The 26,512-nt window shown below is 65.9% G+C and carries 24 protein-coding genes; 14 read left to right on the forward strand and 10 right to left on the reverse strand.

The annotated features are described in order from the left end of the window. Positions 1 to 16: 16 nt before the first annotated feature. From DK459_RS16385 to DK459_RS16405, 5 genes are all read left to right on the forward strand, one after another. Positions 17 to 3,106: a TonB-dependent hemoglobin/transferrin/lactoferrin family receptor gene (locus DK459_RS16385; protein WP_233256814.1), complete on the forward strand. Its 3,090-nt coding sequence runs from the start codon at positions 17 to 19 to the stop codon at positions 3,104 to 3,106. Positions 3,107 to 3,246: 140 nt separating this feature from the next. Then, a complete protein-coding gene (locus tag DK459_RS16390) occupies positions 3,247 to 3,852 on the forward strand; it encodes a heme acquisition protein HasA (RefSeq protein ID WP_053500861.1) in 606 nt (201 codons plus the stop codon). A gap of 131 nt (positions 3,853 to 3,983) precedes the next feature. Beyond that, positions 3,984 to 5,906, forward strand: a complete 1,923-nt coding sequence (locus DK459_RS16395) for a type I secretion system permease/ATPase (protein WP_024070507.1) — start codon at positions 3,984 to 3,986, stop codon at positions 5,904 to 5,906. Further along, a complete protein-coding gene (locus tag DK459_RS16400; RefSeq protein ID WP_024070506.1) occupies positions 5,903 to 7,249 on the forward strand; it encodes an HlyD family type I secretion periplasmic adaptor subunit in 1,347 nt (448 codons plus the stop codon). The genes DK459_RS16395 and DK459_RS16400 overlap by 4 nt, the downstream gene beginning before the upstream one ends. After that, on the forward strand, positions 7,246 to 8,604 hold the full coding sequence (locus tag DK459_RS16405; protein WP_006385744.1) for a TolC family outer membrane protein: 1,359 nt from the start codon (positions 7,246 to 7,248) through the stop codon (positions 8,602 to 8,604). The genes DK459_RS16400 and DK459_RS16405 overlap by 4 nt, the downstream gene beginning before the upstream one ends. 130 nt (positions 8,605 to 8,734) lie before the next feature. Here DK459_RS16405 and DK459_RS16410 read toward each other — a convergent pair whose 3' ends face one another. Beyond that, positions 8,735 to 9,670, reverse strand: coding sequence for a LysR family transcriptional regulator (locus DK459_RS16410; RefSeq protein WP_006385745.1), 936 nt, complete (start codon positions 9,668 to 9,670; stop codon positions 8,735 to 8,737). Positions 9,671 to 9,768: 98 nt separating this feature from the next. Between DK459_RS16410 and DK459_RS16415 the strand changes: the two genes are divergently transcribed. The 6 genes from DK459_RS16415 (at position 9,769) to DK459_RS16440 (ending at position 16,724) form a co-directional block, all read left to right on the forward strand. After that, positions 9,769 to 11,244, forward strand: coding sequence for an aldehyde dehydrogenase (locus tag DK459_RS16415; protein WP_024070504.1), 1,476 nt, complete (start codon positions 9,769 to 9,771; stop codon positions 11,242 to 11,244). Between the two features lie 5 nt (positions 11,245 to 11,249). After that, positions 11,250 to 12,281 carry an NAD(P)-dependent oxidoreductase gene (locus DK459_RS16420; RefSeq protein ID WP_049055069.1) on the forward strand — a complete coding sequence of 344 codons (1,032 nt, stop codon included), beginning with the start codon at positions 11,250 to 11,252 and terminating at the stop codon, positions 12,279 to 12,281. Between the two features lie 107 nt (positions 12,282 to 12,388). Next, positions 12,389 to 13,348, forward strand: coding sequence for a tripartite tricarboxylate transporter substrate binding protein (locus DK459_RS16425; protein ID WP_110134907.1), 960 nt, complete (start codon positions 12,389 to 12,391; stop codon positions 13,346 to 13,348). A gap of 187 nt (positions 13,349 to 13,535) precedes the next feature. After that, a complete protein-coding gene (locus tag DK459_RS16430; RefSeq protein WP_110134908.1) occupies positions 13,536 to 15,554 on the forward strand; it encodes a hypothetical protein in 2,019 nt (672 codons plus the stop codon). 38 nt (positions 15,555 to 15,592) lie between these two features. Continuing rightward, entirely contained in the window at positions 15,593 to 16,129 is a 537-nt protein-coding gene (locus DK459_RS16435; RefSeq protein WP_054499917.1) for a hypothetical protein, read from the forward strand. Between the two features lie 43 nt (positions 16,130 to 16,172). After that, positions 16,173 to 16,724 carry a hypothetical protein gene (locus DK459_RS16440; RefSeq protein ID WP_070541137.1) on the forward strand — a complete coding sequence of 184 codons (552 nt, stop codon included), beginning with the start codon at positions 16,173 to 16,175 and terminating at the stop codon, positions 16,722 to 16,724. Between the two features lie 78 nt (positions 16,725 to 16,802). On the opposite strand, the gene DK459_RS16445 is transcribed toward DK459_RS16440, so the two are convergent. The 4 genes from DK459_RS16445 to DK459_RS16460 all read right to left on the reverse strand — a co-directional run bounded on the left by DK459_RS16445 (position 16,803) and on the right by DK459_RS16460 (position 19,340). Next, positions 16,803 to 17,423 carry a glutathione S-transferase family protein gene (locus DK459_RS16445; protein ID WP_006385751.1) on the reverse strand — a complete coding sequence of 207 codons (621 nt, stop codon included), beginning with the start codon at positions 17,421 to 17,423 and terminating at the stop codon, positions 16,803 to 16,805. A gap of 17 nt (positions 17,424 to 17,440) precedes the next feature. Beyond that, positions 17,441 to 18,019 carry a 1,6-anhydro-N-acetylmuramyl-L-alanine amidase AmpD gene (ampD, locus tag DK459_RS16450; protein WP_054513676.1) on the reverse strand — a complete coding sequence of 193 codons (579 nt, stop codon included), beginning with the start codon at positions 18,017 to 18,019 and terminating at the stop codon, positions 17,441 to 17,443. A 210-nt stretch (positions 18,020 to 18,229) separates the two neighbouring features. Beyond that, a complete protein-coding gene (locus DK459_RS30620; RefSeq protein WP_020926208.1) occupies positions 18,230 to 18,496 on the reverse strand; it encodes a PP0621 family protein in 267 nt (88 codons plus the stop codon). A gap of 1 nt (position 18,497) precedes the next feature. Further along, positions 18,498 to 19,340, reverse strand: coding sequence for an inner membrane protein YpjD (locus DK459_RS16460; RefSeq protein WP_006385753.1), 843 nt, complete (start codon positions 19,338 to 19,340; stop codon positions 18,498 to 18,500). Positions 19,341 to 19,446: 106 nt separating this feature from the next. Here DK459_RS16460 and ffh point away from each other — a divergent pair, with 106 nt between their 5' ends. After that, on the forward strand, positions 19,447 to 20,853 hold the full coding sequence (ffh, locus tag DK459_RS16465; RefSeq protein ID WP_006385754.1) for a signal recognition particle protein: 1,407 nt from the start codon (positions 19,447 to 19,449) through the stop codon (positions 20,851 to 20,853). A 178-nt stretch (positions 20,854 to 21,031) separates the two neighbouring features. Here the strand turns inward: ffh and lysM are convergent, their stop codons facing one another. The 5 genes from lysM to trmB form a co-directional block, all read right to left on the reverse strand. Next, positions 21,032 to 21,478, reverse strand: coding sequence for a peptidoglycan-binding protein LysM (gene lysM / locus DK459_RS16470; RefSeq protein WP_006385755.1), 447 nt, complete (start codon positions 21,476 to 21,478; stop codon positions 21,032 to 21,034). A 46-nt stretch (positions 21,479 to 21,524) separates the two neighbouring features. Beyond that, a complete protein-coding gene (locus DK459_RS16475) occupies positions 21,525 to 21,842 on the reverse strand; it encodes a hypothetical protein (RefSeq protein ID WP_006385756.1) in 318 nt (105 codons plus the stop codon). A 226-nt stretch (positions 21,843 to 22,068) separates the two neighbouring features. Further along, positions 22,069 to 22,269, reverse strand: a complete 201-nt coding sequence (thiS, locus tag DK459_RS16480; RefSeq protein ID WP_006385757.1) for a sulfur carrier protein ThiS — start codon at positions 22,267 to 22,269, stop codon at positions 22,069 to 22,071. A gap of 10 nt (positions 22,270 to 22,279) precedes the next feature. Further along, the gene (gene pip, locus DK459_RS16485; protein ID WP_110134909.1) at positions 22,280 to 23,221 is read right to left on the reverse strand and encodes a prolyl aminopeptidase; all 942 of its coding nucleotides are present in this window, start codon (positions 23,219 to 23,221) and stop codon (positions 22,280 to 22,282) included. Next, a complete protein-coding gene (gene trmB, locus DK459_RS16490) occupies positions 23,221 to 23,991 on the reverse strand; it encodes a tRNA (guanosine(46)-N7)-methyltransferase TrmB (RefSeq protein WP_006385759.1) in 771 nt (256 codons plus the stop codon). Before trmB ends, pip begins: the two co-directional genes overlap by 1 nt. 181 nt (positions 23,992 to 24,172) lie before the next feature. Between trmB and DK459_RS16495 the strand changes: the two genes are divergently transcribed. Together DK459_RS16495 and DK459_RS16500 are read left to right on the forward strand one after the other, a co-directional pair. Further along, positions 24,173 to 25,084: a LysR substrate-binding domain-containing protein gene (locus DK459_RS16495; RefSeq protein WP_110134910.1), complete on the forward strand. Its 912-nt coding sequence runs from the start codon at positions 24,173 to 24,175 to the stop codon at positions 25,082 to 25,084. Positions 25,085 to 25,287: 203 nt separating this feature from the next. Next, positions 25,288 to 26,481 (forward strand): CaiB/BaiF CoA-transferase family protein, encoded by a 1,194-nt coding sequence (locus tag DK459_RS16500; protein WP_047991943.1) that lies wholly within the window; start codon positions 25,288 to 25,290, stop codon positions 26,479 to 26,481. Positions 26,482 to 26,512 lie beyond the last annotated feature (31 nt).

Raw genomic sequence — 26,512 nt, forward strand, 5'->3', positions numbered from 1 at the left:
AGTGAAGAGAAGATTGATGAAGGCGAGGTTGGCCCGGCGAATGATGTGCGCGGGGATGCTCGCGATGCCACACGCTGCCTCGGTGTGGGCTCAACCGCAACCGGTGGCATCGGGACAGCCCGACCGTCAGCAGGAAGCCATCCGCCAGACGCGCGCCTTCGACATCTCGGCCCAGCCAATGATGCAAGCGGTGCTGGCGTTCGCCCGGCAAGCCGGCGTCGATCTCTACGTGGGCGATGTCGATCTCTCCTCGTACACCAGCGTCGCCACCCAGGGTACCTACAGCCTCATCGCCGGGCTCAAGCATCTTCTCGGCAACAGCCCCATCGGCTATCGGATTTCAGAAGGCAGCGGACGCCTGAGCTTTCAATTGGTCGATAACGGCCCGGGCGGTCGTTCCCAGGTGTACTCGCTCAAACCAGTGGTGGTTCAAGGCAACACCGTCAACGAGCGTGTCTATCAAGCGCCCCGCGCCGTCAGCATCATCACGCGTGAAGAAATGGACCGCGTGCCGGTCCGCCACGCCGCCGAACTCATCCAGGACACCCCCGGCGTCGCCAGCGCCGTCAACCGCCAGAACCCCGGCCTGTCGATCAACATCCGCGGCATGCAGGACTTCGGCCGCGTCAACATGATGATCGACGGCATGCGCCAGGACTTCGTGCAGAACGGGCACATGCAGCGCAATGGAGAAATGTATGTCGATTCGGAACTGCTGTCCGAGGTAGAGGTGGAGCGGGGCGTGGTGCGTGGGGTGCATGGCACCGGCGCGATGGCGGGGAGCGTGGATTTTCGGACGCTGGATTTTGGGGATGTGCTGCGCGAAGGCAGGGATATCGGGCTGAAGCTGCGCGGCACGTCCGGGATGGGATATCAGGGGAACGGTACCAACTTCATCGGCAGCGCGGCGGGCGCGGCGCGCGCGGGTGAGAACCTGGAAGTGCTGGCGGCGGTGTCGCGGCGGTCGATTGGGGATTATCGGATTGGCGCGCGCGGAGGTATCGAGGGCCAGAATTCAGTGTGGTTCAACGGCGGAAAGATTGAATTCAACGATGTGAAGTTCGCCGCTCAAGAACAGGACTCCGGTCTGTTTAAGGCACGCTGGAAACTGAGTGATGATCAGTCGCTGTTGTTCAGCTACGTTGGCACGCGAGTCGGCTACTCCTACACCACTGATGCCGACACGTCGGTACAGGAGAGCGGCACTCCTTGGCGCAAGATGGGAACTTCGAAGGCCCAGTCAAACAGCTACGCCCTCGATTACAAAATCAAGCCGGTGGACAACCCTCTACTTGATCTGAAAGCGAAGGTTTATGGCGTCGAAACCAATGTTGAGAATTACACGATGCCAACCTATCCATTATCCAGATTTGATGGCGGATTCACAGACGCAACAAAGATCCGAGAGAATATTGATAAGGAGTATTGGGATAGCGGCGCTTGTGAGAAGCCCGATAAAACTCCCTACGCACTCGACGTTTGCAGGCAGTACGGTGTGGGCCGAAACAATCGCCTGTCCACCAAGACCCAAGGATTTCAGCTCGACAACACATCGCGTTTCGTGTTCGGGGCGACAACGCTCAGTGCGAACTACGGCGTAGAGTATTTCACTGACCATACAACTTCGAACCAGCGCTGGAATCACGATGGTCGCGAGGTGCGTCCCATTGGCACTACAGGTAAGGATGCGCTCAATCCCCAAGGTCGTCGCAGCATGGGCAGCATCTTCACAGAACTGAAGCTCGAAGACGATTTCTTCACCGTATCTGCCAGCCTTCGTTACGAACGCTACGGACTCAAGGGAAAGACGCAAGTTCCCGGCAAACAGACAGTCCACCTATCCAGGCTCGATAAGTTTGCAAAAGAAATGTGCGCTTATGGCGCCTTTCCAGCGCTGGCACCAAACGAAAACCCGCGCAGCCAAGTTCAGTCTGTTTACGGGCCAGGTTGCCGTTTGGCGTTAGCTGGCGACGAATCGGCCATCGCTGCTTGGTGGGCCGATGTGCCGAAGTACGTCGATCAACGTGGAAGAACGAAGAACTTCTACATACCTGGCGGCCGTAGATCCTCTGACTACGAAAAGGAGTTTCAGCCTGAAGACCTCGACGACCAGAACGCCTTGTATGACTACGACGTGAGTCGCAGTGCCGGGATGCTGTTGCCCGCGTTGTCCGGAGCGATTCGGCCAACCAATTGGCTGGAGGTGTACGGTAGCTGGGGTAAGTCCTGGAGGCCTCCCGCCATCAACGAAATGCTGATGGTGGGCAATCATCCTAGAGATGGATTTGCCTCCATCTACCCCAATCCGAATGCAGAGCCGGAAACCTCACGGACCTGGGAGGTAGGCGCCAACACCATATTCCAGGACGTCGCGTTGGATGGCGACAGTCTATCGCTAAAGGCGGGCTACTTCGACACGAGGGCGGATAACTACCTTTTTTCGTCTATGGACGTCATTTTGCCCGGCTCCAACCTGGAAAGATTGCCATTGCCCGGCACAACAGCCTTCGTCAATAACCGCAACCGCACAAAGTTCCGCGGATTGGAATTTGAAGGGCGTTATGAGGCTGGCTGGATCTATGGGGGGGCGAGCTATACCCATTATCTAGGCGGCCCCAACAAGTTCTGCGAAGACCTTTACTTCCTGGGGTCTGGCGAAAACAAATTCGACCGCCCGAATGCAGATGGAAGCTATCCGGTCGAGCATCAGACAGCCCTCGCGCGCGGGTATGAATCGTGGCGAGCTTGGGCTGATGATCAGGTCGTGTGCGACAACTTCGTCTTCAACAGCGCGATCGCCAAGCCGGTGGATAAAGGCACGCTGCTGGTCGGCGTGCGCTTGCTGGAGCGCAAGCTGGATACTGGCGTGAGATTCAACTACAGCGGTGACGGTTGGTACAACCGCGATTCTGGCCGCTCCCAGGTTTGGTTCAAGTACACGACTTGGGACTGGTATGCCAGTTATCAAGCCAATGACAACGTCAAGCTTATGGCGTCAGTCGAGAACATCACCAACCGAATGTATGTCGACGGATATTCCGATGCGATGGCACGCACATTCGCGCCGGGGCGCTCTGTTGCGTTAGGCATGGAGGTTCGCTTTTAGGCAAGTAATCGCTCGGGGGGGCGCATGCCTATCCCGAGAAAGAGACATGCGGATTCTTCGCATGTGCGGCGCACGCATAGTGCGGCGCTTTTTTGGGTCGGGGATTCACCCCGGCAATTGGTAATAAACGGAGCATGACAATGTCTGCACAAGTAAGCTTTATCGATATCAGCCACCTTCCCACGGGTATCACAACGGAGAGTTCGTTGGAGCTCATGCTGGACGCGTTCCAGAATGGAGGGGTTGCCGGTGAGCACACCAGCGTTCCCAATAAGGGCGGATTCTTCGGCGGCAACGCCTTCAACGGCACTGACTATGGCTATGTCAGCAAAACGGTCGCCAACTACGCCTTCGTGGCTTCGGGTGATCTGCACTACTTCTTCCCTCCTTACAGCGGCCACGCAGGTGACGGCCCGACCGCGCACACAGTGTGGGGTTCATTGGATTCCATCACCCTGGGCGGTGGCCTGGACGGAGCCGGACATGTGGTCGATCCGCTCATTACATTTACTTTCGATCAGCCTATCGAGGGTGATGTTGCCGATGGACGAGGCAATGAAGTGCATGACATCGTTTGGGGCCTGATGAACGGTTCGGTTGTTGGCACGCCAGACAAGATCAGCCACATCACGAACGGAGGCTTGGTCGAAGCCTTGGAACAGAACGGGATGGATATGCACACATCCATCGCCGACCTAGTCGGCCACAACCTCGCCACCGAGACCGATCTGGCCCTGGCGGCGTAACCCACCCGCGAGTTTCCCCGCGCTTTCTCGGGCGCGTGGGTCACGGTCGCGGCGGGCCTATCCCCCGTCGCGACCGTCTTTTTGTTTCTTCATTCTGCGTGTCCCGGCAGTCATCCGGGCTAGGAAAACCAATGCGGCAAAACCAGACGCGTACAGTTGCGGCACAGGACGTGGGCGCCCTGGAGATCAAATCGCTCCTGGCGCGCTTTCGCACCGGCTGGGTCAGCGTGGCGGCCTTCAGCGTCGCCGCCAACCTGTTGATGCTGGCGCCGTCGCTCTACATGCTGCAGGTGTACGACCGTGTGCTGGCGTCCGGCAATGTCTTCACGCTGGTCATGCTGAGCCTGATGATCGTCGGGCTGCTCGCGTTGATGGGCGCGCTGGATTACGCGCGCGGCGTCGTCATCATCCAGATCGGCGCGCGCTTTGACGCGGCGCTGGCGGGGCGCGTGCATGAAGCGGCGTTCCGGCGCGGCCTTGCGGGTGTGCCAGCCAACGCCGGACAGGCGGTCAGCGACTTGAATACGGTGCGTCAGTTCCTGACCGGCAGCGCCGTGTTCGCGTTCTTCGATGCGCCGTGGTTTCCGCTGTTCCTGTTGGTGATGTTCCTGTTCCATCCCTGGATGGGCACGCTGGCGTTGGCGGGGACCATCATCCTGGTGGCGTTGGCATGGCTCAACGAGCAGGTGTCGCGCAAGCTGTTGGCCGAGGCGGGCGGGTTGTCGGTGCGGGCCGGCGTGGAGGCGGACGGGCAATTGCGCAATGCCGAGGCCATCCAGGCCATGGGCATGCTGGATCGATTGCGCGCGCGCTGGCAGCGGCTGCATGTGGGCTATGTGCGGCGCCAGGGCATGGCCAGCCAGCGCTCGGCGGTGATCGCGAGCGTGTCGAAGACGGTGCGGATGGCCCTGCAATCGCTGGTGCTGGGCCTGGGCGCGTGGCTGGTGCTGCAGAGCCATGTCAGCGCCGGCATGATGATCGCGGGTTCCATCCTGATGGGGCGCGTGCTCAGTCCGATCGATCAGGTGATCGGCGCCTGGCGGCAATGGGCCGGCACGCGGCTGGCGTGGCGGCGCTTGCAGGAGTTGCTGGCGACGTATCCGGCGCCAGCCGCGGGCCTGACGCTGCCCGAGCCAAAGGGCGCGCTGCGGCTGGAGGGCGTGACGGTGACGCCGCCGGGCGCGGCGCAGCCGACGCTGGTGAACGTGTCGCTTTCGCTGGAGCCAGGGCTGGTGCTGGGGGTGGTTGGCCCCTCGGGCGCGGGCAAGTCGACCCTGGCCAGATTGGTGGCGGGTGTCTGGCCGGCCCGCCTGGGCACGGCACGCCTGGATGGCGCCGACCTGCGGCAATGGGAGCGAGGGCGGCTGGGGGAGTGGCTGGGGTATGTGCCGCAGGACGTGGAACTGTTCTCCGGGACGGTGGCCGAGAACATCGCGCGCTTTCCCACCCCGGACAGCGATGGCGAAGTACTGGCCCAACGCGTGATCGACGCTGCCCGCATGGCCGGCGCGCACGACATGATCCTGGCCTTGCCGCGTGGCTATGACACGCCGATCGGTACCGGTGGCCAGGGATTGTCGGGCGGGCAGCGCCAGCGCATCGCCTTGGCGCGGGCGCTGTACGGGACGCCGCGCCTGGTGGTGCTGGACGAACCCAACGCCAGCCTGGACGACGCCGGCGAGCAGGCCTTGCTTGATGCGCTGGGCCGGCTGCGGGAGGCGGGCGCGACGGTGGTGCTGGTGACGCACCGGCCCAAGGTGCTGGCGGCAACGACGCACCTGCTGTTGTTGCGCGATGGCCAAGCGCAGCGCTTCGGTGCAACCCATGAGGTGCTGCGGCCGCCGCCTGAGAGCGCGTCAGGGACGATGGCATCGCCCTCGGCGTCGACCTCCGCGGCGGGCAACCGCCCGGCGGCGACGGCCAGCACGGCGGGCGCGGCGGCTTCCGGCGGGACAGCTCCACCGGCGCAGGCACGCCCTGGCGGGGCCGTGGCGCAGGTGTACCCCCTGGCCGGCGGCGCGTTTTCAGGGCTGATCTTCGGAGGCAAGGCATGACGGGACGCGCCGGCAATCGTGTGGTGGTGCTGCGGCCCGAACTGGACAAGGCCGAGCCGGTAGCGGACGCTGACGAGAACGGCGGCTGGTCGGCCCGCTTCGGCTGGTGGGTGCTGGCGCTGGGCTTTGGTGGCTTCCTGGCGTGGGCGGCGTGGGCGCCGCTGGACAACGGTGTGGCGATGCCCGGCATCGTCGTCGTGACCGGCGAGCGGCAGGCGGTGGACAGTATCGAGGGCGGCGTGGTGAGCGCCTTGCTGGTGGCTGAAGGCGACCCGGTCCGGGCCGGCCAGGCGCTGGTACGGCTGGACGATACCCGGGTGCGTGGCGAGGCGCGGAGCCTGCGCGCGCAGCAGGCGGCCGTCATGGCCCGCGAAGCGCGCCTGCTGGCCGAGCGCGATGGCCGGGATGATCTTGCGCCGCCCGATGCGCAGGCGAATGCCGAAGCGGCCGCCGCCTACGCGATGGAGCGCCAACTGTTCGCCAGCCGCCGCGCGGCGCTGGCGGGCGAACTGGCCGGCATCGAGGCCACGCTGGCCGGCAGCCGGGCCCTGGCCGGTGGCCTGGAATCGACGTTGGCGCACAAGCGCACGCAGCGCGCCCTGCTGCGGGAACAGCTGGGCAACCTGCGCGACCTGGCGCGCGAAGGCTACGTGCCGCGCAACCGCGTGCTGGAACTGGAGCGCAGCCTCGCGCAACTGGACGGCGACTTGGCCTCGGACCTGGGCGCCCTGGGACAGACACGCCAGCAGATCGCGGAACTGGCGCTGCGCGGCCAGCAGCGTCGCGACGCGTTTCAGCGCGAGGTGCGCACCGATCTGGCGGAAACCCGCGTGCAGCGCGAGCAGTTGACGCAGAAACTGGCGACGGCCGAATTCGACCTGGCGCACAGCGAGATCCGCGCCCCGGTCAGCGGTACCGTCGTGGCGCTGGCCACGCACACGGTCGGGGGCGTGGTGCAGCCCGGCTCGCGCCTGATGGAGATCGTGCCCGAGGACGTGCCGCTGGTGGTCGAGGGGCGGTTGCCGGTGGAGTCCATCGACAAGGTGCGCGCGGGCCTGCCGGTTGAGCTGATGTTCACGGCTTTCGATGCCAGCAGCACGCCGCGGCTGGAGGGAACCGTGACGCTGGTGTCGGCGGACCGGTTCGAGGATGACCGCAACGGCCGCCCTTACTATCGCCTGCGCGCCGACGTGGCGCCGGGCCAGCTGCGGCGCATCGGCGATGCGCCGTTGCGCGCCGGCATGCCGGTGGAGGTGTTCGTGCGCACGGGCGAGCGTTCGCTGCTGAATTATCTGTTCAAGCCCCTGCTCGATCGCGCGCGGCTGGCGTGGGGTGACGCATGAAGCGCTGGCAGGGCAGGCTCGCGGCGGCATGGATGTTGATGGTGGCGGTGTTCATGCCTGGATCGGGGGCGGCGCAGGCGCTGGATTTTCAGCAGGCGTACACGATGGCGCTGGCGTCCGATCCCACGTGGCAGGCGGCGCGTGCGCGCGAACGGGCCGACGCCGAGGAGGCGGCATTGGGGCGCAGCGGCCTGTTGCCGAACCTGAGCTATCACTACAGCCGTGCCCGCAACGATACGACGTCGCGGCAGCAGACGCGTTGGGGCGCGCTGGAGCAGCGCTCGCGCTACGCCAGCTATGCCTCGGGGTTCACGCTGAGCCAGCCGCTGTTCGACGCGGCGGCGTTTGCGCAGTACCGCGCCGGGCGCGAGCGTGCCGAAGCGGGCGGCTTGACGCTGAAGCGCGCGCGCCAGGCGCTTGCCGTGCGCCTGTTGCAGGCGTACACCGCCGTGCTGTACGCGCAGCAAGCCCTGGCATTGACGCAGTCGCAGGAGCGCTCATTGCAAGAGGACGCGCGCCGCAGCGCGCGCTTTGTCGCGGCGGGGCAGGGCACGCGCACGGATCAACTGGAGATCGAGGCGCGTGCGCACGTGGTGCAGGCGCAGGAGATCGAGGCGCGGGACCGGCTGCGCGACGCGCGCAATGCGCTAAGGGCGATTGTCGGGCCGGGGCTGGCCGACAATTTGCTTGCGCCCTTGCAGGAATCAGCCCTGGCCGCGCTGGCGGTGGAGGGACGCGATTTGTCCGCGTGGCGACAACTGGCGCTGGCGAGCAATCCGGAATTGCTGGCCCAGCGCCACCTGCTTGAAGCCAGCCGCCAGCGCTACCAGGCCGCCCGCGCGGGGCACCTGCCCACGGCGCGGCTGGTGGCGCGCAAGCAGCTGACCAATTCCAACGGCGAGAACCAGATAGGGCAGCGCTATGACTCCGGTTCCGTGGGCATCGAGGTCAGCATTCCGCTGTATTCCGGCGGGCGCACGTCGGCGGCCAGCGGCCAGGCATTGGCTGAAGCGGAGGAAGCGCAGCACAAGCTCGACGCCGCCACATGGGCGTTGCTCGATGACCTGGCGCGGCAATTCCACACGTTCGCCAGCAGCCGCGAGCGTATCACCGCTTACCGGCAGGCGGCCGAGGCGGCCGCGCAGCGCGTGCGCGCCACACGGCGCAGCGTGCTCGGCGGCGAGCGCACCAATCTGGATGTGCTGGACGCCGAACGCCAGCGCTTCGAGGCGCTGCGGGACCTGGACCGGGCGCGTTACGACAACCTGCTGGCGTGGCTGACGCTGAGGTGGCAAGCCGGGGTGTTGAGCGACGACGATGTGGCGCGCATTGGCGCGTTGTTCGTGGCGGGCTGAGCCGGCAGTCGGGGGGGGGCGCGTTCGGTGCAAGACCGCTCTGGCGTTTGGCCAGGGGCGCTGTTCGTGGCGGGGTGCACCGGCATGCGGATGCGCGTTCGACCGTCGACGAATGGAGCGCGTCGTCGGATCACTTCACCGGCGGCAGCGGCAGCAGCCGTCGAACGATCTCGTCCATGGCCGTCGCCAATTGCGCCGCCAGCGCCTGCGCGGCCGGCGACAGCGAGCGGTCGCGCCGGTGCAGCAGGCCGATGGCGCGGCGGGCCGAGGCGTCGCACAGCGGCGCGGCGCGCAGGCCGGCCAGGTTCAGTTCCGGCAATGCCAGGCGCGGCAAAACGCTTACTCCCAGGCCCTGGCGCACCATGCCGGCTGCGGTGCCCATGTTGGTGACGTCGTAGCGCAAGGCGGTGGCCGGCGCGCCGGTTTCCTCGCGCACCGCGCGGTCGAACTGCTGGCGCGCATTGGAGCCTTGCGACAGCAGGATCAGGTCGTAGCGCAGCACGTCGCGCCAATGCAGCGGGCCGCGTTTTCTGTCCAGGCGGTGGCCTTCGGGGTAGATGGCGCAAAAGCAATCCTCGGCCAGCGGCGTGAACGACAGGTCCGGCGCCGGCTCGGCCAGCGCGCCGACGGCGAACTCGATCTGGTTGGTGCGCAGCATGGCCACCAGCTCGTCGTTGTGGGCCTCGACCACCCGCACTTTCAGTGCCGGATGCAGTTGACGCAGCGCGCCGACCGCCACCGGCAGCAGCGCCAGCGCGGTCGAGGGCAGGGCGCCCAGCGTCACGTTGCCGCGCCGCACCGCCGCCAGGTCCGCCAGGCTGCGATAGGCTTCTTCCAGGTCGGCGATGGGGCGCTGCGCGCGGGCATAGAAGTCCTGCCCGGCCGAGGTCAGGCTGATGCTGCGGGTGGTGCGCTCGAACAGGCGCAGGCCCAGCACGTCCTCCAGGTCCTGGATCAGCGCGGTGAAGGACGGCTGCGTCACGCCCAGCTGGCTGGCGGCGTGGGTGAACGAACCGGTATCCACCGCCAGCAGGAAGGCCTTGAGCGGCCGGTACTTGATATTCATAGCCATGGGCTAAGAATATAAGAAAAATATCGAATTGTGCCTAATAGTCGACGGGCCGATGATGCGTCTACCGAAGTCCCCTGGATTGCCCGACCCTTATGCACGCATCGAGCCACAAGCCCTTCCGGCTGGGCGCCGACTGGCGCCACAGCCAAGACGGCGACGCCGTCATCACCTCCATCAATCCCGCCGACGGCAGTATTGCCGGACGCGTCACGTGCGCCTTGCCGCGTGACGTGGATACGGCCGTGACCATCGCCTGGGACGCGTTCCAGCGCCAGCCGTGGCGCAAGCTGCGTCCCGACCAGCGCGCCGCCACGCTGTACGAAATCAGCCGCCGCCTGGCCGCCGAGCGCGAGCCGCTGGCGCGGCTGCAGATGATCGACAGCGGCAAGCCCTGGAAGGAATGCCTGAACATGGTCGACAGCGCGGCCGGGCATTTCCGCTACTACGCCGCCGTCTGCGAGACCTGGCAGAACGAGATGACCTCGCCGCGCGGCGAGTACTTCTCGATGGCGCTGGCCGAGCCGTTCGGCGTGATCGCGGCCATCACGCCGTGGAACTCGCCCATCATGAACGAGGCGCAGAAGGCCGCGCCGGCGCTGGCCGCGGGCAACGCGGTGCTGCTCAAGCCGTCCGAGGAAACCCCCCAGCTGGCGTTGGAACTGGCGCGCATCTGCGCCGAGGCCGGCCTGCCCGAAGGGCTGTTGACGGTGCTGCCGGGCCACGGCGAAGACGTCGGCGCCGCGCTGGTCAAGCATCCCGGCGTGCGCATGGTGTCGTTCACCGGCGGCACCGAAACGGGCCGCGCCATCGGTGGCATCGCCGGCCAGCGCCTGATTCCCGTGGGCCTGGAGCTGGGCGGCAAGTCGCCGCACATTGTGTTCGATGATGCCGACCTGGACCGCGCCGTGGCCGGCGTGGTGTCGGGCATCTTCGGCTCGGCCGGGCAAAGCTGCGTGGCCGGTTCGCGCCTGTTCGTGCAGAAGTCCATCTATGGCCGCTTCATGGAGGCGCTGGTGCAACGCACGCGCCAGGTGCGGGTGGGCCTGCCCGATGATCCGGCCACGCAGATGGGGCCGCTGGTGTCGCGCGCGCATCGCGACAAGGTCGCCGGCTATGTCGATATCGGCCGCGCCGAAGGCGGCCGCGTGCTGGTCGGCGGCGCCGCGCCGGATCGCGCCGAGCTGGCCAATGGCTGGTTCTACCTGCCCACGGTGATAGACGGCCTTGGCAATGGCGCGCGCGTCTGCCAGGAGGAGATCTTCGGACCGGTGCTGGTGGCGCTGCCGTTCGAGGATGAGCAAGACGTAATCGAGCAGGCCAACGACACGCCCTTCGGCCTGGCCGCCGGCATGTGGACCGGCGACTACGCCCGCGCTTGGCGCGTGGCGCGCGAGATCGAGGCGGGCTCGGTCTGGATCAATACCTACAAGCAATCGCATATCGCCACGCCGTTCGGCGGCTTCAAGGCCAGCGGCATCGGCCGCGAGAAAGGTCTGCACGGCCTGCGCCTCTACAGCCAGGTCAAGAGCCTGTACTGGGGCATGCACAATCAACCGATGGGACTGTGAATCACATGACGACAGACAAGAAAAGCGCGGCGCTGCCGCTGGCCGATGCCCGCATCCTGATCGCCGGCGCCGCCAGCCTGGTGGGCTCGCACACCGCCGACGCGCTGCTGGCCGCCGGCGTGCGCGAGGTGATCCTGCTGGACAACTTCGCCTTTGGCACGCCCGAGGCCATCGCCCACCTGCAAGGCAATCCGCGCGTGAAAGTGGTGCGCGGCGACCTGATGCGCCTGCCCGACCTGCTGGCCGCGACCGAGGGCGTGGATGGCGTGCTGCACCTGGCGGCGTATATGACGCTGGGCTTCGCGCAGACGCCGTGGCAGGCGGTGGACGTGAACATCCGCGGCGCGCAGAACATGCTGGAAGCCTGCCGCGCCAACAAGGTGAAGAAGTTCGTTTTCGCTTCGTCCAACGCGGTCTACGGCTACGGCAGCGGCATCGCCGGCGCGCTGGTCGAGAACGGTCCGTTCCATTCCGTCGGCGCGCCGCCCGCGGCGATCCTGTATGGCGCCTCCAAGATCATGGGCGAGCAGCTGTGCCGCCAGTACTACCAGAAGGCCGGGCTGGACTATGTGGTGTTGCGCTATTCCACCGTGTATGGCGAGCGCCAGCACTACCGCGCCGCGAATTCGCTGTACATCATGGAGACCTATGACCGCGTGCGTCAGGGCGAGCGTCCCGTGCTGCCCGGCGACGGCACCGACACCAAGCACTTCGTGCACGTCTCGGACGTGGCGCGCGCCAACGTCGCCGCGTTCCAGAGCGACGCGACCGATGTCGCGGTGAACGTGTCCGGCCCGGCGCCCATCACCACCGGTGAACTGGTGCGGCTGGTGCTCGACTACTGCAAGAGCGACCTGGAACCGGAGATCCGGCCGGACCCTCCGGGCACCGTGCGCCTGACCTCGGGCGGCGCTTTCCATATCCCGCACGATCTGGCGGGACAACAGATCGGCTGGCAGCCGCAAGTGGGCATGGCCGAAGGCGTGACGCGCCTGCTGGCGTGGCGCGAGGCGCAGGAAGGGGGGAAGGTCGGTTAGGGAACAGTTTGAACCGGGGCGGCCGTCGCAGCCGTCCCGCGTGACCGGCCGGCATTTCCGGCCAATCACAACGCATAACAACAGCATTACCCAAACAGGAGACAACCATGTTCTTTTCACGCAAGGCGGCCGCTCGCGCCGCGCTGTCCGTGGCCGCGCTGTGCGCCGCATGGCCGGCCTGGGCCTGGCCCGACCATCCCATCGAACTGGCGGTGGGTTTCGCGCCCGGTGGCGGCACCGACCTGACGGCGCGTTCGCTGGCGGTGTTCCTGGAAAAGGAGCTGGGCACCACCATCGTGGTGCAGAACAAGCCGGGCGCGTCCAGCGCCATCGCGCTGTCGTACGTGGCGCGCGCCAAGCCCGACGGCTATACGCTGGCCATGACCAACATGCCCGGGCTGGTGTCGCTGCCGATCGAACGCAAGGCCGGCTTCACCACCGCCGACTTCACCTACCTGGCCAACCTGGTGCGCGATCCCAGCGCCTTCAGCGTCGCGGCCGACAGTCCGTACCAGACGCTGGATGCCTTGATCAAGGCGGCGCGCGAGAAGCCGGGTTCGATCAGCTATGGCTCGACCGGCGTGGGCACCGATGATCACCTGGCGCTGGTGCTGTTCCAGAACCTGACCGGCACCAGGCTCAACCACGTGCCCTACAACGGCGCGGGGCCGCTGCGCAGCTCGGTGCTGGGCGGGCACACCGTGATCGGCGGCCTGAACCTGGGCGAAGTCATGCCCTACCACGGCAAGAACATGCGCGTGCTGGCCCAGGCCAGCGAGACGCGCTCGCCGCTGGGGCCGGACGTGCCGACCTTCAAGGAGCTGGGCGTGAACCTGGTGTTCGCCTCCGAGCGCGGCATTGTCGCGCCCAAGGGCTTGCCGGCGGATGTCGCCGAGAAGCTGCGCCAGGCGTTGGGCAAGGTCGCCGCGAATCCGGAGTTCCAGGCGCAGATGAAGCAGCAGTTCACCGAGATGGATTACCTGGATGGGCCGCAGTGGCAGGAACGCTTGAAGCAGGATGATGGACGGCTGCGGAAGATCTGGGCGAGCACGCCCTGGGTGGAGTAGCGCGTCAGATGGGGTCTCCGCGATTGCGGCGACATGCTCCGGATCGCGGGACGCGGGCCCGTGTCTGAGAACTGGTCTGAATTGCGGCTTTTTTTACTGTAAATCGCGGCTCAACCGTTTATGTCTATAGACGGTCGCCCGCGTGCCTGCGGGCGGCTATTGATGATCCGCGATCAGGAGCCCCATCATGCCTACGCCTACGCTTGCCCCCGTCACCGTTTATGGCACTTGGCCGCCCGAGCCGCCGAGTTGGGGCGGTGGATTAGGGTCTGGGCTGTGGGACGGCATCGGCTGGTCTTACTTCTCGACACCACGGATCGTTCCCGCCTGGTACATCGCGCAGATTCTCAACCAAAAAGAAGCGTATTACTTTTCGCACTACAGCGAGGAATCGAGGTATTACCACGATCCGAAGACGACGCGCGGGATGGTGGAACCGTTGGTCAATGCGCTTATTCCGGAGACGGGAAAAGTGTTGGGGTACATGCAAGACTTGCTGAAAAGCAGTCTGGACGAGTCCTCCTTCAAGATTCTCAAGGCGATGGCGCGTACCCATGCTTACTTTATGCAGAGCGTCTTCAGTTGGAGCGCAATCCAAAAAGACATCGCTTCTGGCACGGATCCCAAAGTTGCAGTGGGCTCGGAGGTGGCATCCGTAGCGGTCAGCGCGATGATCGCCGGCGCGCTGGCCGGATTGGCCGGTGCGCTCATTGCTATCGAGGGGCCCGCCGCCGTTGCGACCATTGCCCTCAACATCGGCGTTTCGACGCTGTTGGATACGCTTGGACTGAAAGGGGAGGCCGCCAAGCTCATCAACGATGCCCTTGCTGGTGCCGAAAAGCATATATCGGCCGCAGGGGAGCCCCCCACGGCGACAACGCCATCACCTGATGAAGGCGATCATCAGGCACCTCCAGCAAACGTTGAGGCTGGCTCGCCGGCGCAAGGCGAGGTACCGCCTTTCAATGATGACGTTACGATTTTTTCCGATTATCAGCTTTATTTGGCTATGAAGGAAATAGGCGCGCATCCGGATGACTATCCAGATGCTGCGGCGATCCTGCCCGCAATTCTTGCGGACGTCGCAGACAGGATTGTGAGTGGCGATGACCCAGGTATTGAGGCCAACGGTAATGGTTCAGTCCTGCGGACGCCGCCAGAGATTGTGCACTATGCCGACATCGAGCCGGAGAATGGCGTGAAGTCATTCGTGGGGGAGGATGGGAAGTCTTATCTGTTCATCGGCGACGACACTCCGAGCGAAATGGTGGGCGGCGATGCAATCAACTGGTTCATGCCGGGAAACGACGATGAATGGTCCAACAAGGTTGTCGGCAATCCGGATGGCTACAACGTGCTGGACTTCTCCTTAAGTGAATGGGGTGTCGATATCACTGTGAATGGCAACGATCGCATGGACAAGTGGATAGCGGATCGGGCCAACGCGCTTGGGCTGAAGAACTATGAAATCAATCACCATTTCCTCACCCATGAGAACGCCCTTGGGAAACTCCGTGGGTACGCACCTGTGGCGTTGAAATCCGGTTCTATGAGCTCATGGAGCGAGGAGGAATATCGCAATATCGACTATGTCATCGGCAGTGACCATGACGACATTTTTGTCGGCGATGTACTTGGAGGAATGACGTTCACTGGCCGTGGCGGCAACGACACCTTCGTCGTGCACGGCGGCGGCAATCGCATCGTCTTCAACGATGGCGATTTCGCAGACCCCGGCACCGGGGAAATTACGACAAAGTTCATCCACGGGCTGACCACGGCTCGCGAAGCGCGCGATTTCAACCTCAAATACTACCAACCCGCTTATATGGGGGGATTTGGGGGGCTGCGGATCGAGCCGGATGTGTTGGATTTTTCAAATCTGGATGGCGATCTGAGTACCGAAGGGCATCAGGCCATGCGGTTCATCGGAACTGGCAAGTTCACCGGGCATGCTGGAGAACTTCGATATGTGACCGAGGACCATCACGGAATTGAATGGCCCGTTACTCACCATGACGATAGCGGTTGGTGGTGGGCATCCACCGTGCGATTGGAGGGAGACAGGACCGGAGACGGAACCGCGGACTTATTCATTGAGTATACAAACTACACCGATCCTTCCACGCCGTATGGATGGATGATAGCTGGGGTGGTCGGCGCCAATTACCCCTATCTCGATGGTGACAATCTGTTCTTCGGTTAAACGGAGACATATGGGATGCACGGGTTCTGGAGATAGTGATGCGTTCGGGTTTTACATACACCGGCTTGTTCGAGACCAAGGAAGACGGCACGACTATCTACTATTACGGTAGACGGGATGGTCATGCGCTCGGATACCACGTGGACGAGGCCGCCATGCGTTCCATCCGGCGTTTGTACGTGGAGTTATTTGCAGCTTCGGCCTTTGGCATCTCTCCTGCGTTCACCGCGGGGTATCGCTGGACGGCGATGCTGCTTGCAGCAGCGGCGGCCGTTTCCTTTTATGTTCGGCACAACAGGCTCATCAAGACACTGCCGGTTTCGCTATATCCACGGCCTCGGTTCGGTAAGAGGCTGATGTTGATCGGCAGAAGCATGTCTTATGCCCTGATCGTGCCTAACATCTTTCTGCTGCCCGCTGTCGCCGCCCTGGCATTTTCAAAGCTTGATGGCGCATCCCGATTGAGCCCGGCCTTGATATGGTCGGTCGTCATCGTCGCGTTTGCGGCGTGGGCAGTAAATTTCGCCTTCCTGTTTGCCAAGATCAAGGCGCGGGTCGGCTGGCGCGGGAGATAGTCGTGCCACGATCTTGCGGACGAATTGTCCATCGAGATGGGACATGAACTTGGCACCGAGAGGGCTGTTCGAAACCCTGGACGACGGCACCATCATCTACTACGGCAGGATGGGTTGGAACAAGCCCGGCTACATCGTCGACGAAGCAACCATGAGGGCGATCCAGAGGCTGACTGCGGCATCGACAGGTACGGCGATTCTGACCATTCCGGCTCTGTTTCGCGCCGGTTTCTTATGGCTGTCGCTGGCGCTGGGGATCATTCTGGTCGCCGTGACTCACGTTCAACACAAAAAGCTTGTCAAAGACCTGCCGGTCTCCACGCTCCACTGCACGCCGGGGTTCAGGCGACGGTTTGTTTTGATAAGCGTGGACATGTCCTATTTCGTGCCGGTCCTGTGCCTGATCTTCGCTTTTCCAGTGCTTGCGTGGATAGGTTGGAGCAGTCTGGATGATCCCGATATCAAGCCGATATTGTCGTGGGCAGCATTGGCTGGCGCGGCTTTGGGATGGCTGTTCAGCGCCGCCATGTTGTCCGTCAAAGTCACGATGTCGGTGCGCCGCGTCAGGGCGTGGATCAAAGACCGCCGGAAATGAGGCGGGTCTCTTTCCCCCATTAGGTTGTCGCCGCAGCCTGGGCAATGAACGTCGCCATCCTGGCGTGCCGGGATGGCCCTACTCCAACGGCAACGTCAACACCCCCTGCGGCGCCGGCCGCATCATCACGCGGCGGTACCACGCCGACAGCGCCGGCGTGTCCGGTCGTTCGATCGGCAGCCCCAGCCAGCGGTGCGCGGAACACACCAGGGCGATGTCGCCGATGGTCAGGTGGCGGCCGGCGATGAACTCGCGGCCTTGCAGCGCCTGGTCCAGAATCTGCGCGCGGGCGTTGCTGCGCTTGACCGACAGGTCGATGGCGGCGTGGTCGCGCTTGGCTTCGGGCGTGCGGATCAGGCCCAGGAAGGCCGGGACCATGGCGCCTTGCCATTCGGTGGTCTGCCAGTCCATCCAGCGATCGGCGTCGGCGCGCAGGCAGACGTCCTCGGGCCAGAGGGTGCCGGCGCCGTAGCGCGCGGCCAGGTAGCGCACGATGGCATTCGATTCCCACAGCACGAAGCCGCCGTCGTCGATGGCGGGCACGGTGCGGTTGGGGTTGATCTTGGCGTACTCGGGCGTGTCGACCACGCCGAACGGGCCGCCGGCCTCGATGAAGGTGTGCGGCAGCGCCAGTTCGCGCACGGCCAGCATCACCTTCTGCACATTGACGGACGTCAGCCGTCCCCAGATCTTCAACATAACCGGTCCTTGTAAGGTCAGGCGGGCGGCAATTGCCGCCGCGCAAAGCCGCTGTCGCGCCCGAAGCGCGTCCAGTTGAAAGCGGGCCCCGGGTCGGTCTTGCGGCCGGGGGCGATGTGTTCATGGCCCCAGGCGGCCGCCAGGGGGTAACGCGCGCGCAGCACCGGCGTCAGCCGGCGCAGCGCCAGATATTGCTCGTCAGTGTAGGGCAGGGTATCGGTGCCTTCCAGCTCGATGCCGATGGAGAAGTCGTTGCAGCGCTCGCGGCCAGCGAAGCGCGACACCCCGGCATGCCAGGCGCGCGCATCGGTGGAGACGAACTGCACGATGCGGCCGTCGCGGCGGACGAAGAAATGGGCCGACACCCTCAGGCCGCGCAGGCGTTCCAGCCAGGGGTGCGAGCCGTAGTCCAGCGTGTTCAGGAACAGGCCGGCGACTTCGGGGCCGCCGAATTGGCCGGGCGGCAGGCTGATGTTGTGCAGGACCAGCAGCGACACCTGGGCGCCGTGGGGACGCGCGTCGCAATTGGGGGAGGGCAGTCGGGAAACGCCCGGGGCCGGCGCCAGCCAGCCATGTCGATCCAGAAGCAGGGGCATGGGAGGAAAGCAGGTTGGTATCCAACATGCATTATGCCGTGCGTGAAAAAAGGGAGCGAATGAGGGCGGGGCCCACCGGGGGCGGTGCCGTCGTGCGTCCGGTGATGGGCGAGCCTCTCCTGGCTGGCTAGCTAGCAGGCTGGGCCGGCTGGCGGAATGGCGGGCTGGCTGGCCGGCGAATCCGGACCGGCCAGCCGTTCAGGCCAGCCTTTATTTGGCCGCCGGCCCCAGCCGGGCGTGTTCCTGGCTGCACCAGGTCCGGCCGCCTTGCAGCAGGGCTTCGGAGCGTGGCAGGTGGATGCCGCAGTGGGCGCAGCGCACCATGGCCTCGGGGGCGCCGGCGGCGGGCGGGTTGGCCGTGCCGCGGGGCTTGGCGCCGGCCGGAGGGGCCTGGCGGGCCGCGGCCATGCGGCCGGCGATGCGCGCCACGAACAGCACGCCGATGACAATGACGATCCAGAACAGCAGCTTGCCCACGTCAGCCTCGATGCAGAATGACTTCCAGCACGAACCGGCTACCGGTGTAGGCCAGGATCAGGAAACCGAACCCGGTCAGGGTCCAGCGCAGGGCGACGCGGCCGCGCCAGCCCCAGATGTGGCGCCCGGCCAGCAGCACGCCGAAGGTGAACCACGACAGCAGGGTGAAGACGGTCTTGTGGTCGAACGGCAGGATCTGGCCGGTGAGCTTCATGGAGGCGATGGAGCCCGAGCCGACGGCCAGGGTCAGCACCACGAAGCCGATCCAGATGATGCGGAACAGCAGCTGTTCCTGCACCAGCAGCGGCGGCTGCGAGTCCAGTACGCGGCCGATGATGCTGCGCTCGGCGGGGGCGTCCAGGGGACGGTGCAGGTGGCGGTCGAGCAGCGCCATCATCATGGCGTGCAGGGCGGCGATGGTGATCAGGCCGTAGGCGGCCAGGGCGATCAGCAGGTGCGCGCGCAGCCAGGCATTGTCGGCGTGGGGCACGAACTGCCCCTGGGGGAACAGCGCGGCCAGGCCGCTGGCCAGGGTGGCGGCCGGCAGCAGCAGCAATTGCAGGCCGTCGATGCGCACCAGCAGGCTTTCGAGCCAGAAGACGACCATGCCCAGCCAGATGGCGGCCGACAGGGCCAGCGCCCACCCGATGAACAGGTGCGGGGCCCCCAGCATGGATTGTTGCAGCCCGATTCCATGGAGAACCAGGGCTCCCAGCAGGCACAGACGGGCGATCTTGCCCGTTTGTTCGACTTCCCCGGCGCCCGCCAGGCGGATCCAGAGGGATCCCCCCAGCACGGCGTACGCCAGGGCGGCCGCTGTGTGAAATACAATGCCTAGTGACATAGAAACCGTTGTCTGGATGGGGCCTGGGGGCGCATGCCGCCCGACAGTGCGCAATCCGCGCCTGCGGCCACCGTTCAATCAACTAGTTTAAGCGGAAACGCCTCTCATGCTCGATAACCTAACTCAACGCCTGTCGCGCGTCGTCAAGACGCTGCGCGGCGAAGCCCGCCTGACCGAGGCCAACACCCAGGAAATGCTGCGCGAAGTGCGCATGGCCCTGCTGGAAGCCGACGTGGCGCTGCCCGTGGTGCGCGACTTCGTCGCCCGGGTCAAGGAAAAGGCGCTGGGCGAAGAAGTCGCCGGCAGCCTCAGTCCCGGCCAGGCCCTGGTGGGCGTGGTCCACAAGGAACTGACCGCCCTCATGGGCGGCGACCTGGGCGCCGATTCCGGCGAACTGTCGCTGGCGGTGCAGCCGCCCGCCGTCATCCTGATGGCCGGCCTGCAAGGCGCGGGCAAGACCACCACCACCGGCAAGCTGGCCCGCTGGCTGAGCGAAGGCCAGCACACCCAGCACGGCCGCAAGACCGGCAAGAAGAAGGTGCTGGTGGTGTCCGCCGACGTCTACCGCCCGGCCGCCATCGACCAGCTGAAGAGCGTGGCGGCGCAGGTCGGCGTCGATTTCCTGCCGAGCGACCCCAGCCAGAAGCCCGAGGACATCGCCCGCAACGCGGTCGACCATGCCCGCCGCCATCATTACGACGTGTTGATCCTGGACACGGCGGGCCGCCTGGGCATCGACGAGGCCATGATGCGCGAGATCCGCGCGCTGCATGACCTGGTCAAGCCGGTCGAAACGCTGTTCGTGGTCGACGCCATGCAGGGCCAGGACGCGGTCAACACCGCCCGCGCCTTCGCCGAGGCGCTGCCGCTGACCGGCGTGGTGCTGACCAAGCTGGATGGCGATGCCCGCGGCGGCGCGGCCCTGTCGGTGCGCCATGTCACCGGCAAGCCGCTCAAGTTCGTCGGCGTCTCGGAAAAGCTGGACGGCCTGGAGCCGTTCTATCCCGAGCGCATGGCGCAGCGCGTGCTGGGCATGGGCGACATCGTCTCGCTGGTCGAGCAGGCCCAGAAGAACATCGACATCGCCGAGGCCCAGAAGCTGGCGGCCAAGATCAAGTCGGGCAACAAGTTCGACCTGAACGATTTCCGCGACCAGCTTGGCCAGGTCAAGAAGCTGGGCGACATGGGCTCGCTGCTGGAAAAGCTGCCGGCCCAGTTCCAGCAGGCCGCCGGCCAGCTGCAGGGCGGCCAGGCGGAAAAGCAGCTGCGCCGCACCGAGGGCATCCTCAATTCCATGACGGCGGCCGAGCGCGCCAAGCCGGAACTCATCAAGGCCTCGCGCAAGCGCCGCATCGCGGCGGGTTCGGGCGTGCCCGTGCAGGAAGTCAACCGCCTGCTGGCCCAGTTCGAGCAGATGCAGGGCATGATGAAGCAGATGAAGAAGGGCGGCATGGCCAAGATGATGCGCGCCATGGGCGGCATGAAGGGCATGGGCCGCTTCATGAAGGGCTGAGCGGCGCGGCAAGGGGGCGGCACGGCCGGACCCGCCCCGTGGGCCTGTCGATGGCCGCCGGCCCGTGCTCCGGGATCTCCGCCAAAAAAATGGCCAGGCATTGCGCCTGGCCAAATCATCGCGGCAGGCAGGGGGTTCTGCGCCGCGATACTGGCCCGCGAGGGCCGGTTCGCATGGTTTACGACAGGGGCGGGATGCGCAGCACCTGGCCCGGATAGATCTTGTCGGGGCTGGTCAGCATCGGCTTGTTGGCCTCGAAGATCAGGGTGTTCTTGGCGCCCTGGCCCTTGCCGTATTGCGCCTCGGCGATCTTCCACAGGTTGTCGCCCTTTTGCACCGTGTACATCTTGGCTTCCGGCGCGGCCTGCTTGACCTTCAACTGGTTGTCCACCGCGGCCACGCCGACGGTGTTGCCCAGCGCCAGCGCGATCTTCTCGGCGGCTTCGGTGTTGGCGGCCTCGCCCGTGACGGTGACCTTGTCGCCGTCCACCGAGATCTGCAGGCCATCGGCGTTCAGGCCGTGCTTGTCGAGCTCTTTCTTCAGTTCATCCGGCGTCGCCGCCTTGGCCTCGCTGGCACCGAAGAGTTTTTCTCCAACGTCCTTGATGAAATTGAGCAGACCCATCGTGTTTCCTTTATCTATGTTGCGGTGAGAAAAAGAGCGATGCATGTCAGGGCGCGCGGCCCACGAACATCTTGCGCACGATGCCGGCGATGAGCGTCAGTACCGCGCCGCCCACGCCGCCGCCGACCACGCTGCTGGCAATCGCGGAAAGATCCATTCCGCTGTTGCCCGCCGCGACGGCGCCGGCGCCGGCGGTGATCATCGGCGCCAGCCAGGAACCTCCGGCCAGGCCGCCGATCGCGCCGGCGATGGTGTTGCCCAGGGGCCCCAGGTTGAATTGCTGAAGCATTTTTCCCAGGCCGTTGCCACCGGCCGCGCCGGCGACAAGCTGGATGATGAGGTTGATGATGACGGCGGTGTTCATGATGCCTCCTCTGCCCCGCAGGGCATTGTGCAACGTTAGAACAACAACACGACAACCTGACGACGACAACGCCAGCAACGACGATTATGACTCGCGCCGTTGCCGCCAGACGAGGGGTTAACGTGTAACAGGTTGCTAGCCCTCCGTCAGATTGAGGAAAAAAGGGCTGCATTGCTGCAGCCCTTTTTGCGATATTCGATCTTTCGCAGGAGTTGGCGCGATTGCCTCAGCCTCCGCCCACCGCGACCACGATCTCGACCTGGTCGCCATCGGACAGCGCGGTTTGCGCGTGCTGGCTCTTGGGCACGATTTCGCCGTTGCGTTCCACCGCGACGCGCTTGCCGGCATAGCCCAGCGTTTCGAGCAATTCGTTCACCGTGGTGTCGAGCGGGAATTCGCGGGCGTCGCCGTTCAGGGTGATGTGCATGTCGGTCTCCTCAGCGTTTGGCGTAGGCGTCGGTGGCGGCGATCAGGCGCGCCAGCGTGCCGGGTTCGTCGAAGGCGTGGCCCGCGTCGGGCACGATGTGGAATTCGGCCTCGGGCCAGGCGCGATGCAGGTCCCAGGCGCTGCGCGCGGGCGTGCAGACGTCGTAGCGGCCCTGCACGATGGTGCCGGGGATGCCGCGCAGCTTATGGGCGTCGCGGATCAACTGGCCTTCTTCCATGAAGCCGGCGTGCGTGAAATAGTGGTTCTCGATGCGGGCGAAGGCCAGCGCGGCGCGGTCGGCGGCGTGGCTTTGCTGGTGGCGCGGACTGGGCAGCAGCGTGATGGTGCTGTCTTCCCATTTGCTCCAGGCCTTGGCGGCGCGCAATTGCTCGGCCGGGTCGTCGCCCGTCAGGCGCTTGTGATAGGCCGCAACCAGGTCGCCGCGCTCGGCTTCGGGGATGGGCGCCAGGTACTCTTCCCAGCGGTCGGGGAACAGCCACGACGCGCCTTCCTGGTAGAACCAGTGGACTTCGGCGCGGCGCAGCGTGAAAATGCCGCGCACCACCAGTTCGCTGACGTGCTGCGGGTGCGTCTCGGCGTAGGCCAGCGCCAGCGTCGAGCCCCAGGAACCGCCGAACACCAGCCATTTGTCGGCGCCCATGATTTCGGTGCGCAGGCGTTCGATGTCGGCCACCAGGTGCCAGGTGGTGTTGTTGTCCAGGCTTGCGTGCGGCGTCGAACGGCCGCAACCGCGCTGGTCGAACAGCAGCACGTTGTAGCGCTGCGGGTCGAACAGTTGGCGATGCACCGGCGAGCAGCCGCTGCCGGGGCCGCCGTGCAGGAATACGGCGGGCTTGCCCTGCGGATTGCCGCAGAGCTCCCAATAGACCTGGTGGCCGTCGCCGGTATCCAGGATGCCGTGGCGGTAGGGTTCGATCGCGGGGTAGAGCATCAGGCCACTCGCTTGAAGATCAGGTCCCAGACGCCGTGGCCCAGACGCAGGCCACGGTTCTCGAATTTGGTGAGGGGACGGTAGTCGGGGCGCGGGGCGTAGCCGTCCACCGTGTTTTTCAGTTGCGGTTCGTTGCCCAGCACGTCCAGCATCTGCACCGCGTAGTCTTCCCAGTCGGTGGCGCAATGGATGTAGCCGCCCGGCGCGATGCGGCTGGCCAGCAGCGCGATGAACGGCGGCTGCACCAGGCGGCGCTTGTGGTGGCGCTTCTTGGGCCAGGGGTCGGGAAAGTAGATATGGACGCCGGCCAGCGAGTCCGGCGCGATCATGTCGCGCACGACCTCGACCGCGTCGTGCTGGATGATGCGCAGGTTGGGGATGCTGGAATCCTCGATGCGGCGCAGCAGCGAGCCGACGCCGGCGTTGAACACTTCCACGCCCAGGAAGTTGTCGCCCGGGCGCGCCAGCGCGATTTTTTCAGTGGTCTCGCCCATGCCGAAGCCGATTTCCAGCACCGTCGGCGCTTCGCGGCCGAAGGCGGCGGCCGGATCCAGGCGCCGGGCGGCGTAGGGAATCGACCACTTGCCCAGCAACTGTTCGAGCGCGGCCTGCTGGCCCTGGGTGATGTGGCCGCGGCGGTGGACGAAGCTGCGGATGTGGGTGGCGCCCGGGCTGTTGGGGGCGTGCGCGGCGCTGGCCAGCGCGGCTTCGGTCTGGGGGGAAACCGGCGCGGGTGCGTCGGGGTTGCCGGGTGTTGCGGGGGTGTTCACGGGAGGATTCCCAAAGCTGTTCGTTGTCATAGGCGGGATTGTAGTGGCAGCCCCGCCGGGCTGCAGTCCGCCTTGTGGATTAAATAGGGACTTATTGCCCGCGGCCGCCCTGGGGGGCGGTGACGGGGGCGGGCCGCGCTATAGTGCAGCCGCGGCGCCCGCCTGGCGCCGTCCGTTCGCCATGAATATCGCCCGCATCGACCTCGTCACGCTCTCGCTTTTCGTCTCGGTGGCCCGCCAGGGCAGCATCTCGGCCGGCGCGCGCCAGTCGCACCTGGCGGTGGGCGCGGCCAGCAAGCGGATCTCGGACCTGGAGGCGGCGCTGGATACCCAGCTGCTGTACCGCAATGCGGCCGGCGTCGAGCTGACCGAGGCCGGCCAGGCCTGCCTGGTGCATGCCCTGCGGGTGCTGCAGGAAGTCGAGCAGATGGCCGGCACGCTATCGGACTATGCCCGCGGGGTGCGCGGGCAGGTGCGCATCGCCGCCAATACCTCGTCGCTGACGCAGTTCCTGCCGGAAGACCTGGCGTCCTTCATGGAAGCGCATCCCGCGGTGCGCATCGACCTGGAAGAGCAGAACAGCAGCGACATCGTCACCGCCGTGCTGGAGAACCGCGCCGACATCGGCGTGTTCGCCGACCGCACGCCGGCGGCGGGGCTGGCCACCGTGCCGTACCGGCTCGACGAGCTGGTGCTGATCGTGCCGCAGCGCCATCCGCTGGCGCGCCAGGCCAGCGTGGCGTTCGCCGATACCCTGGCCTACGATTACGTCGGCCTGCCGCCCGCGACCTCGCTGGCCACCCGCCTGGCCGACGAGAGCGGCCGGCTGGGCCGCGACATGCGGCTGCGCATCCAGGTGCGCAGCTTCGACGCCATCTGCCGCATGGTGGCCGCCACGCGCGGAGTCGGCATCCTGCCGCGCCTGGCGGCCGAGCCGCATGCGCGTTCCATGCCGATCCGCCTGATTGCCCTGTCCGACGACTGGGCGCGCCGCTGGCTGCTGCTGGGCGTGCGCGACGCCGATGCGCTGCCGGTGGCGGCGCGGCTGCTGCTGGCGCATCTGCGCGGCGCGCAGGACCCGGGCACGACCTAGAGGCCGGCTCGCACGCAAAAAAGCGCTTCGTGGCGGCCGGCAATCGGTTGGCCTGTCCGGGTTGGCCTGTCCGGCCGGGGCGCGGCCGCCGCGCCGGGCTTTCTCGATCCGGGAATGCCCCCTTCCCGAATCGTCCATTCCGCCGCCCCGGGCGATGACGCACACTGCGGGCCATCATCGGTTGGATGCGCCCGGGAGGCGACATGGCAGGGCAGATACTCGCCGGCATACGCGTGCTGGAACTCGGACAACTCATCGCGGGGCCGTTCGCCGCCAAGACGCTGGCGGACTTTGGCGCGCAGGTCGTCAAGATCGAACCACCGGGGCAGGGCGATCCGCTGCGCAAGTGGCGCCTGCTGCACGAGGGCACCTCGGTGTGGTGGGAGGCGCAGTCGCGCAACAAGCAGTCCGTGTGCGTGGACCTGCGCCAGCCTGAAGGCCAGGACATCGTGCGCCAGCTGGCGGCCGAGGCCGACGTGCTGATCGAGAATTTCCGTCCCGGCACGCTGGAGAAGTGGGGCCTGTCGTGGGAGACCCTGCACGCGTTGAACCCGCGCCTGATCATGCTGCGCATTTCGGGCTACGGCCAGACCGGGCCAAAGGCGCGCGAGCCGGGCTTTGCCGCGATTGGCGAAGCCATGGCCGGCCTGCGCTACCTGAATGGCGAACCCGGCCGCGCGCCGGTGCGCGCCGGCCTGTCGCTGGGCGACACCATCGCCGGCCTGCATGGCGCGCTGGGCGTGCTGCTGGCGCTGTACCAGCGCGATGCCCGTGGCGGCCAGGGCCAGGTGATCGACGCGGCGCTGTACGAAAGCCTGTTCAACCTCAGCGAAAGCCTGCTGCCCGAGTATTCGGTGTTCGGCGCCGTGCGCGAACCGGCCGGCGCATCGCTGCCCGGCATCGCGCCGTCCAACGCCTATCCGTGCCGCGACGGCTATGTGCTGATCGCGGGCAATGGCGATGCCATCTACACCCGGCTGATGGCGCGCATCGGCCGCGACGACCTGGGCCGCGATCCCGACCTGGCGCACAACGACGGCCGCGCGCGCCGCGTCGCCGAGATCGACCAGGCCATCGGCGCCTGGACCGGTGAACGCAGCATCGATGAGGTGTTGCAGGCCATGCGCGAAGCCGACGTGCCGTCGGGCCGCATCTATTCGGTGGCCGACATCGCCCACGATCCGCATTACCAGGCGCGCGGCGCCATTACCCGCCTGGAGGCCGCCAGCGGCATCGCGGTGGACATGCCGGCGGTGTTTCCGTGCCTGTCGGCCAACCCCGGCGCGGTGCGCGAGCGCGCGCCGACGCTGGGCGAACACACCGACGCGGTGCTGGCGGCGGCGGGCCTGAGCCCGGAACAGCGCGAGGCGCTGCGGGCGCGCGGCGTGATCGCATGAACCGCGTCATTTCCCTTAATCCGGCATCGAG

The organism is Achromobacter sp. RW408 (assembly GCF_003184165.1).
In the GTDB taxonomy this organism is placed as follows: Bacteria; Pseudomonadota; Gammaproteobacteria; order Burkholderiales; family Burkholderiaceae_B; genus Achromobacter; species Achromobacter xylosoxidans.

Bases quoted from the DNA above. Each gene is read 5' to 3' on its own strand.
- DK459_RS16385 (WP_233256814.1), top strand. From the start codon at position 17: ATGAAGGCGAGGTTGGCCCGGCGAATGATGTGCGCGGGGATGCTCGCG.
- DK459_RS16390 (WP_053500861.1), top strand. From the start codon at position 3,247: ATGTCTGCACAAGTAAGCTTTATCGATATCAGCCACCTTCCCACGGGT.
- DK459_RS16395 (WP_024070507.1), top strand. From the start codon at position 3,984: ATGCGGCAAAACCAGACGCGTACAGTTGCGGCACAGGACGTGGGCGCC.
- DK459_RS16400 (WP_024070506.1), top strand. From the start codon at position 5,903: ATGACGGGACGCGCCGGCAATCGTGTGGTGGTGCTGCGGCCCGAACTG.
- DK459_RS16405 (WP_006385744.1), top strand. From the start codon at position 7,246: ATGAAGCGCTGGCAGGGCAGGCTCGCGGCGGCATGGATGTTGATGGTG.
- DK459_RS16410 (WP_006385745.1), bottom strand. From the start codon at position 9,670: ATGAATATCAAGTACCGGCCGCTCAAGGCCTTCCTGCTGGCGGTGGAT.
- DK459_RS16415 (WP_024070504.1), top strand. From the start codon at position 9,769: ATGCACGCATCGAGCCACAAGCCCTTCCGGCTGGGCGCCGACTGGCGC.
- DK459_RS16420 (WP_049055069.1), top strand. From the start codon at position 11,250: ATGACGACAGACAAGAAAAGCGCGGCGCTGCCGCTGGCCGATGCCCGC.
- DK459_RS16425 (WP_110134907.1), top strand. From the start codon at position 12,389: ATGTTCTTTTCACGCAAGGCGGCCGCTCGCGCCGCGCTGTCCGTGGCC.
- DK459_RS16430 (WP_110134908.1), top strand. From the start codon at position 13,536: ATGCCTACGCCTACGCTTGCCCCCGTCACCGTTTATGGCACTTGGCCG.
- DK459_RS16435 (WP_054499917.1), top strand. From the start codon at position 15,593: ATGCGTTCGGGTTTTACATACACCGGCTTGTTCGAGACCAAGGAAGAC.
- DK459_RS16440 (WP_070541137.1), top strand. From the start codon at position 16,173: ATGAACTTGGCACCGAGAGGGCTGTTCGAAACCCTGGACGACGGCACC.
- DK459_RS16445 (WP_006385751.1), bottom strand. From the start codon at position 17,423: ATGTTGAAGATCTGGGGACGGCTGACGTCCGTCAATGTGCAGAAGGTG.
- ampD (WP_054513676.1), bottom strand. From the start codon at position 18,019: ATGCCCCTGCTTCTGGATCGACATGGCTGGCTGGCGCCGGCCCCGGGC.
- DK459_RS16460 (WP_006385753.1), bottom strand. From the start codon at position 19,340: ATGTCACTAGGCATTGTATTTCACACAGCGGCCGCCCTGGCGTACGCC.
- ffh (WP_006385754.1), top strand. From the start codon at position 19,447: ATGCTCGATAACCTAACTCAACGCCTGTCGCGCGTCGTCAAGACGCTG.
- lysM (WP_006385755.1), bottom strand. From the start codon at position 21,478: ATGGGTCTGCTCAATTTCATCAAGGACGTTGGAGAAAAACTCTTCGGT.
- DK459_RS16475 (WP_006385756.1), bottom strand. From the start codon at position 21,842: ATGAACACCGCCGTCATCATCAACCTCATCATCCAGCTTGTCGCCGGC.
- thiS (WP_006385757.1), bottom strand. From the start codon at position 22,269: ATGCACATCACCCTGAACGGCGACGCCCGCGAATTCCCGCTCGACACC.
- pip (WP_110134909.1), bottom strand. From the start codon at position 23,221: ATGCTCTACCCCGCGATCGAACCCTACCGCCACGGCATCCTGGATACC.
- DK459_RS16495 (WP_110134910.1), top strand. From the start codon at position 24,173: ATGAATATCGCCCGCATCGACCTCGTCACGCTCTCGCTTTTCGTCTCG.
- DK459_RS16500 (WP_047991943.1), top strand. From the start codon at position 25,288: ATGGCAGGGCAGATACTCGCCGGCATACGCGTGCTGGAACTCGGACAA.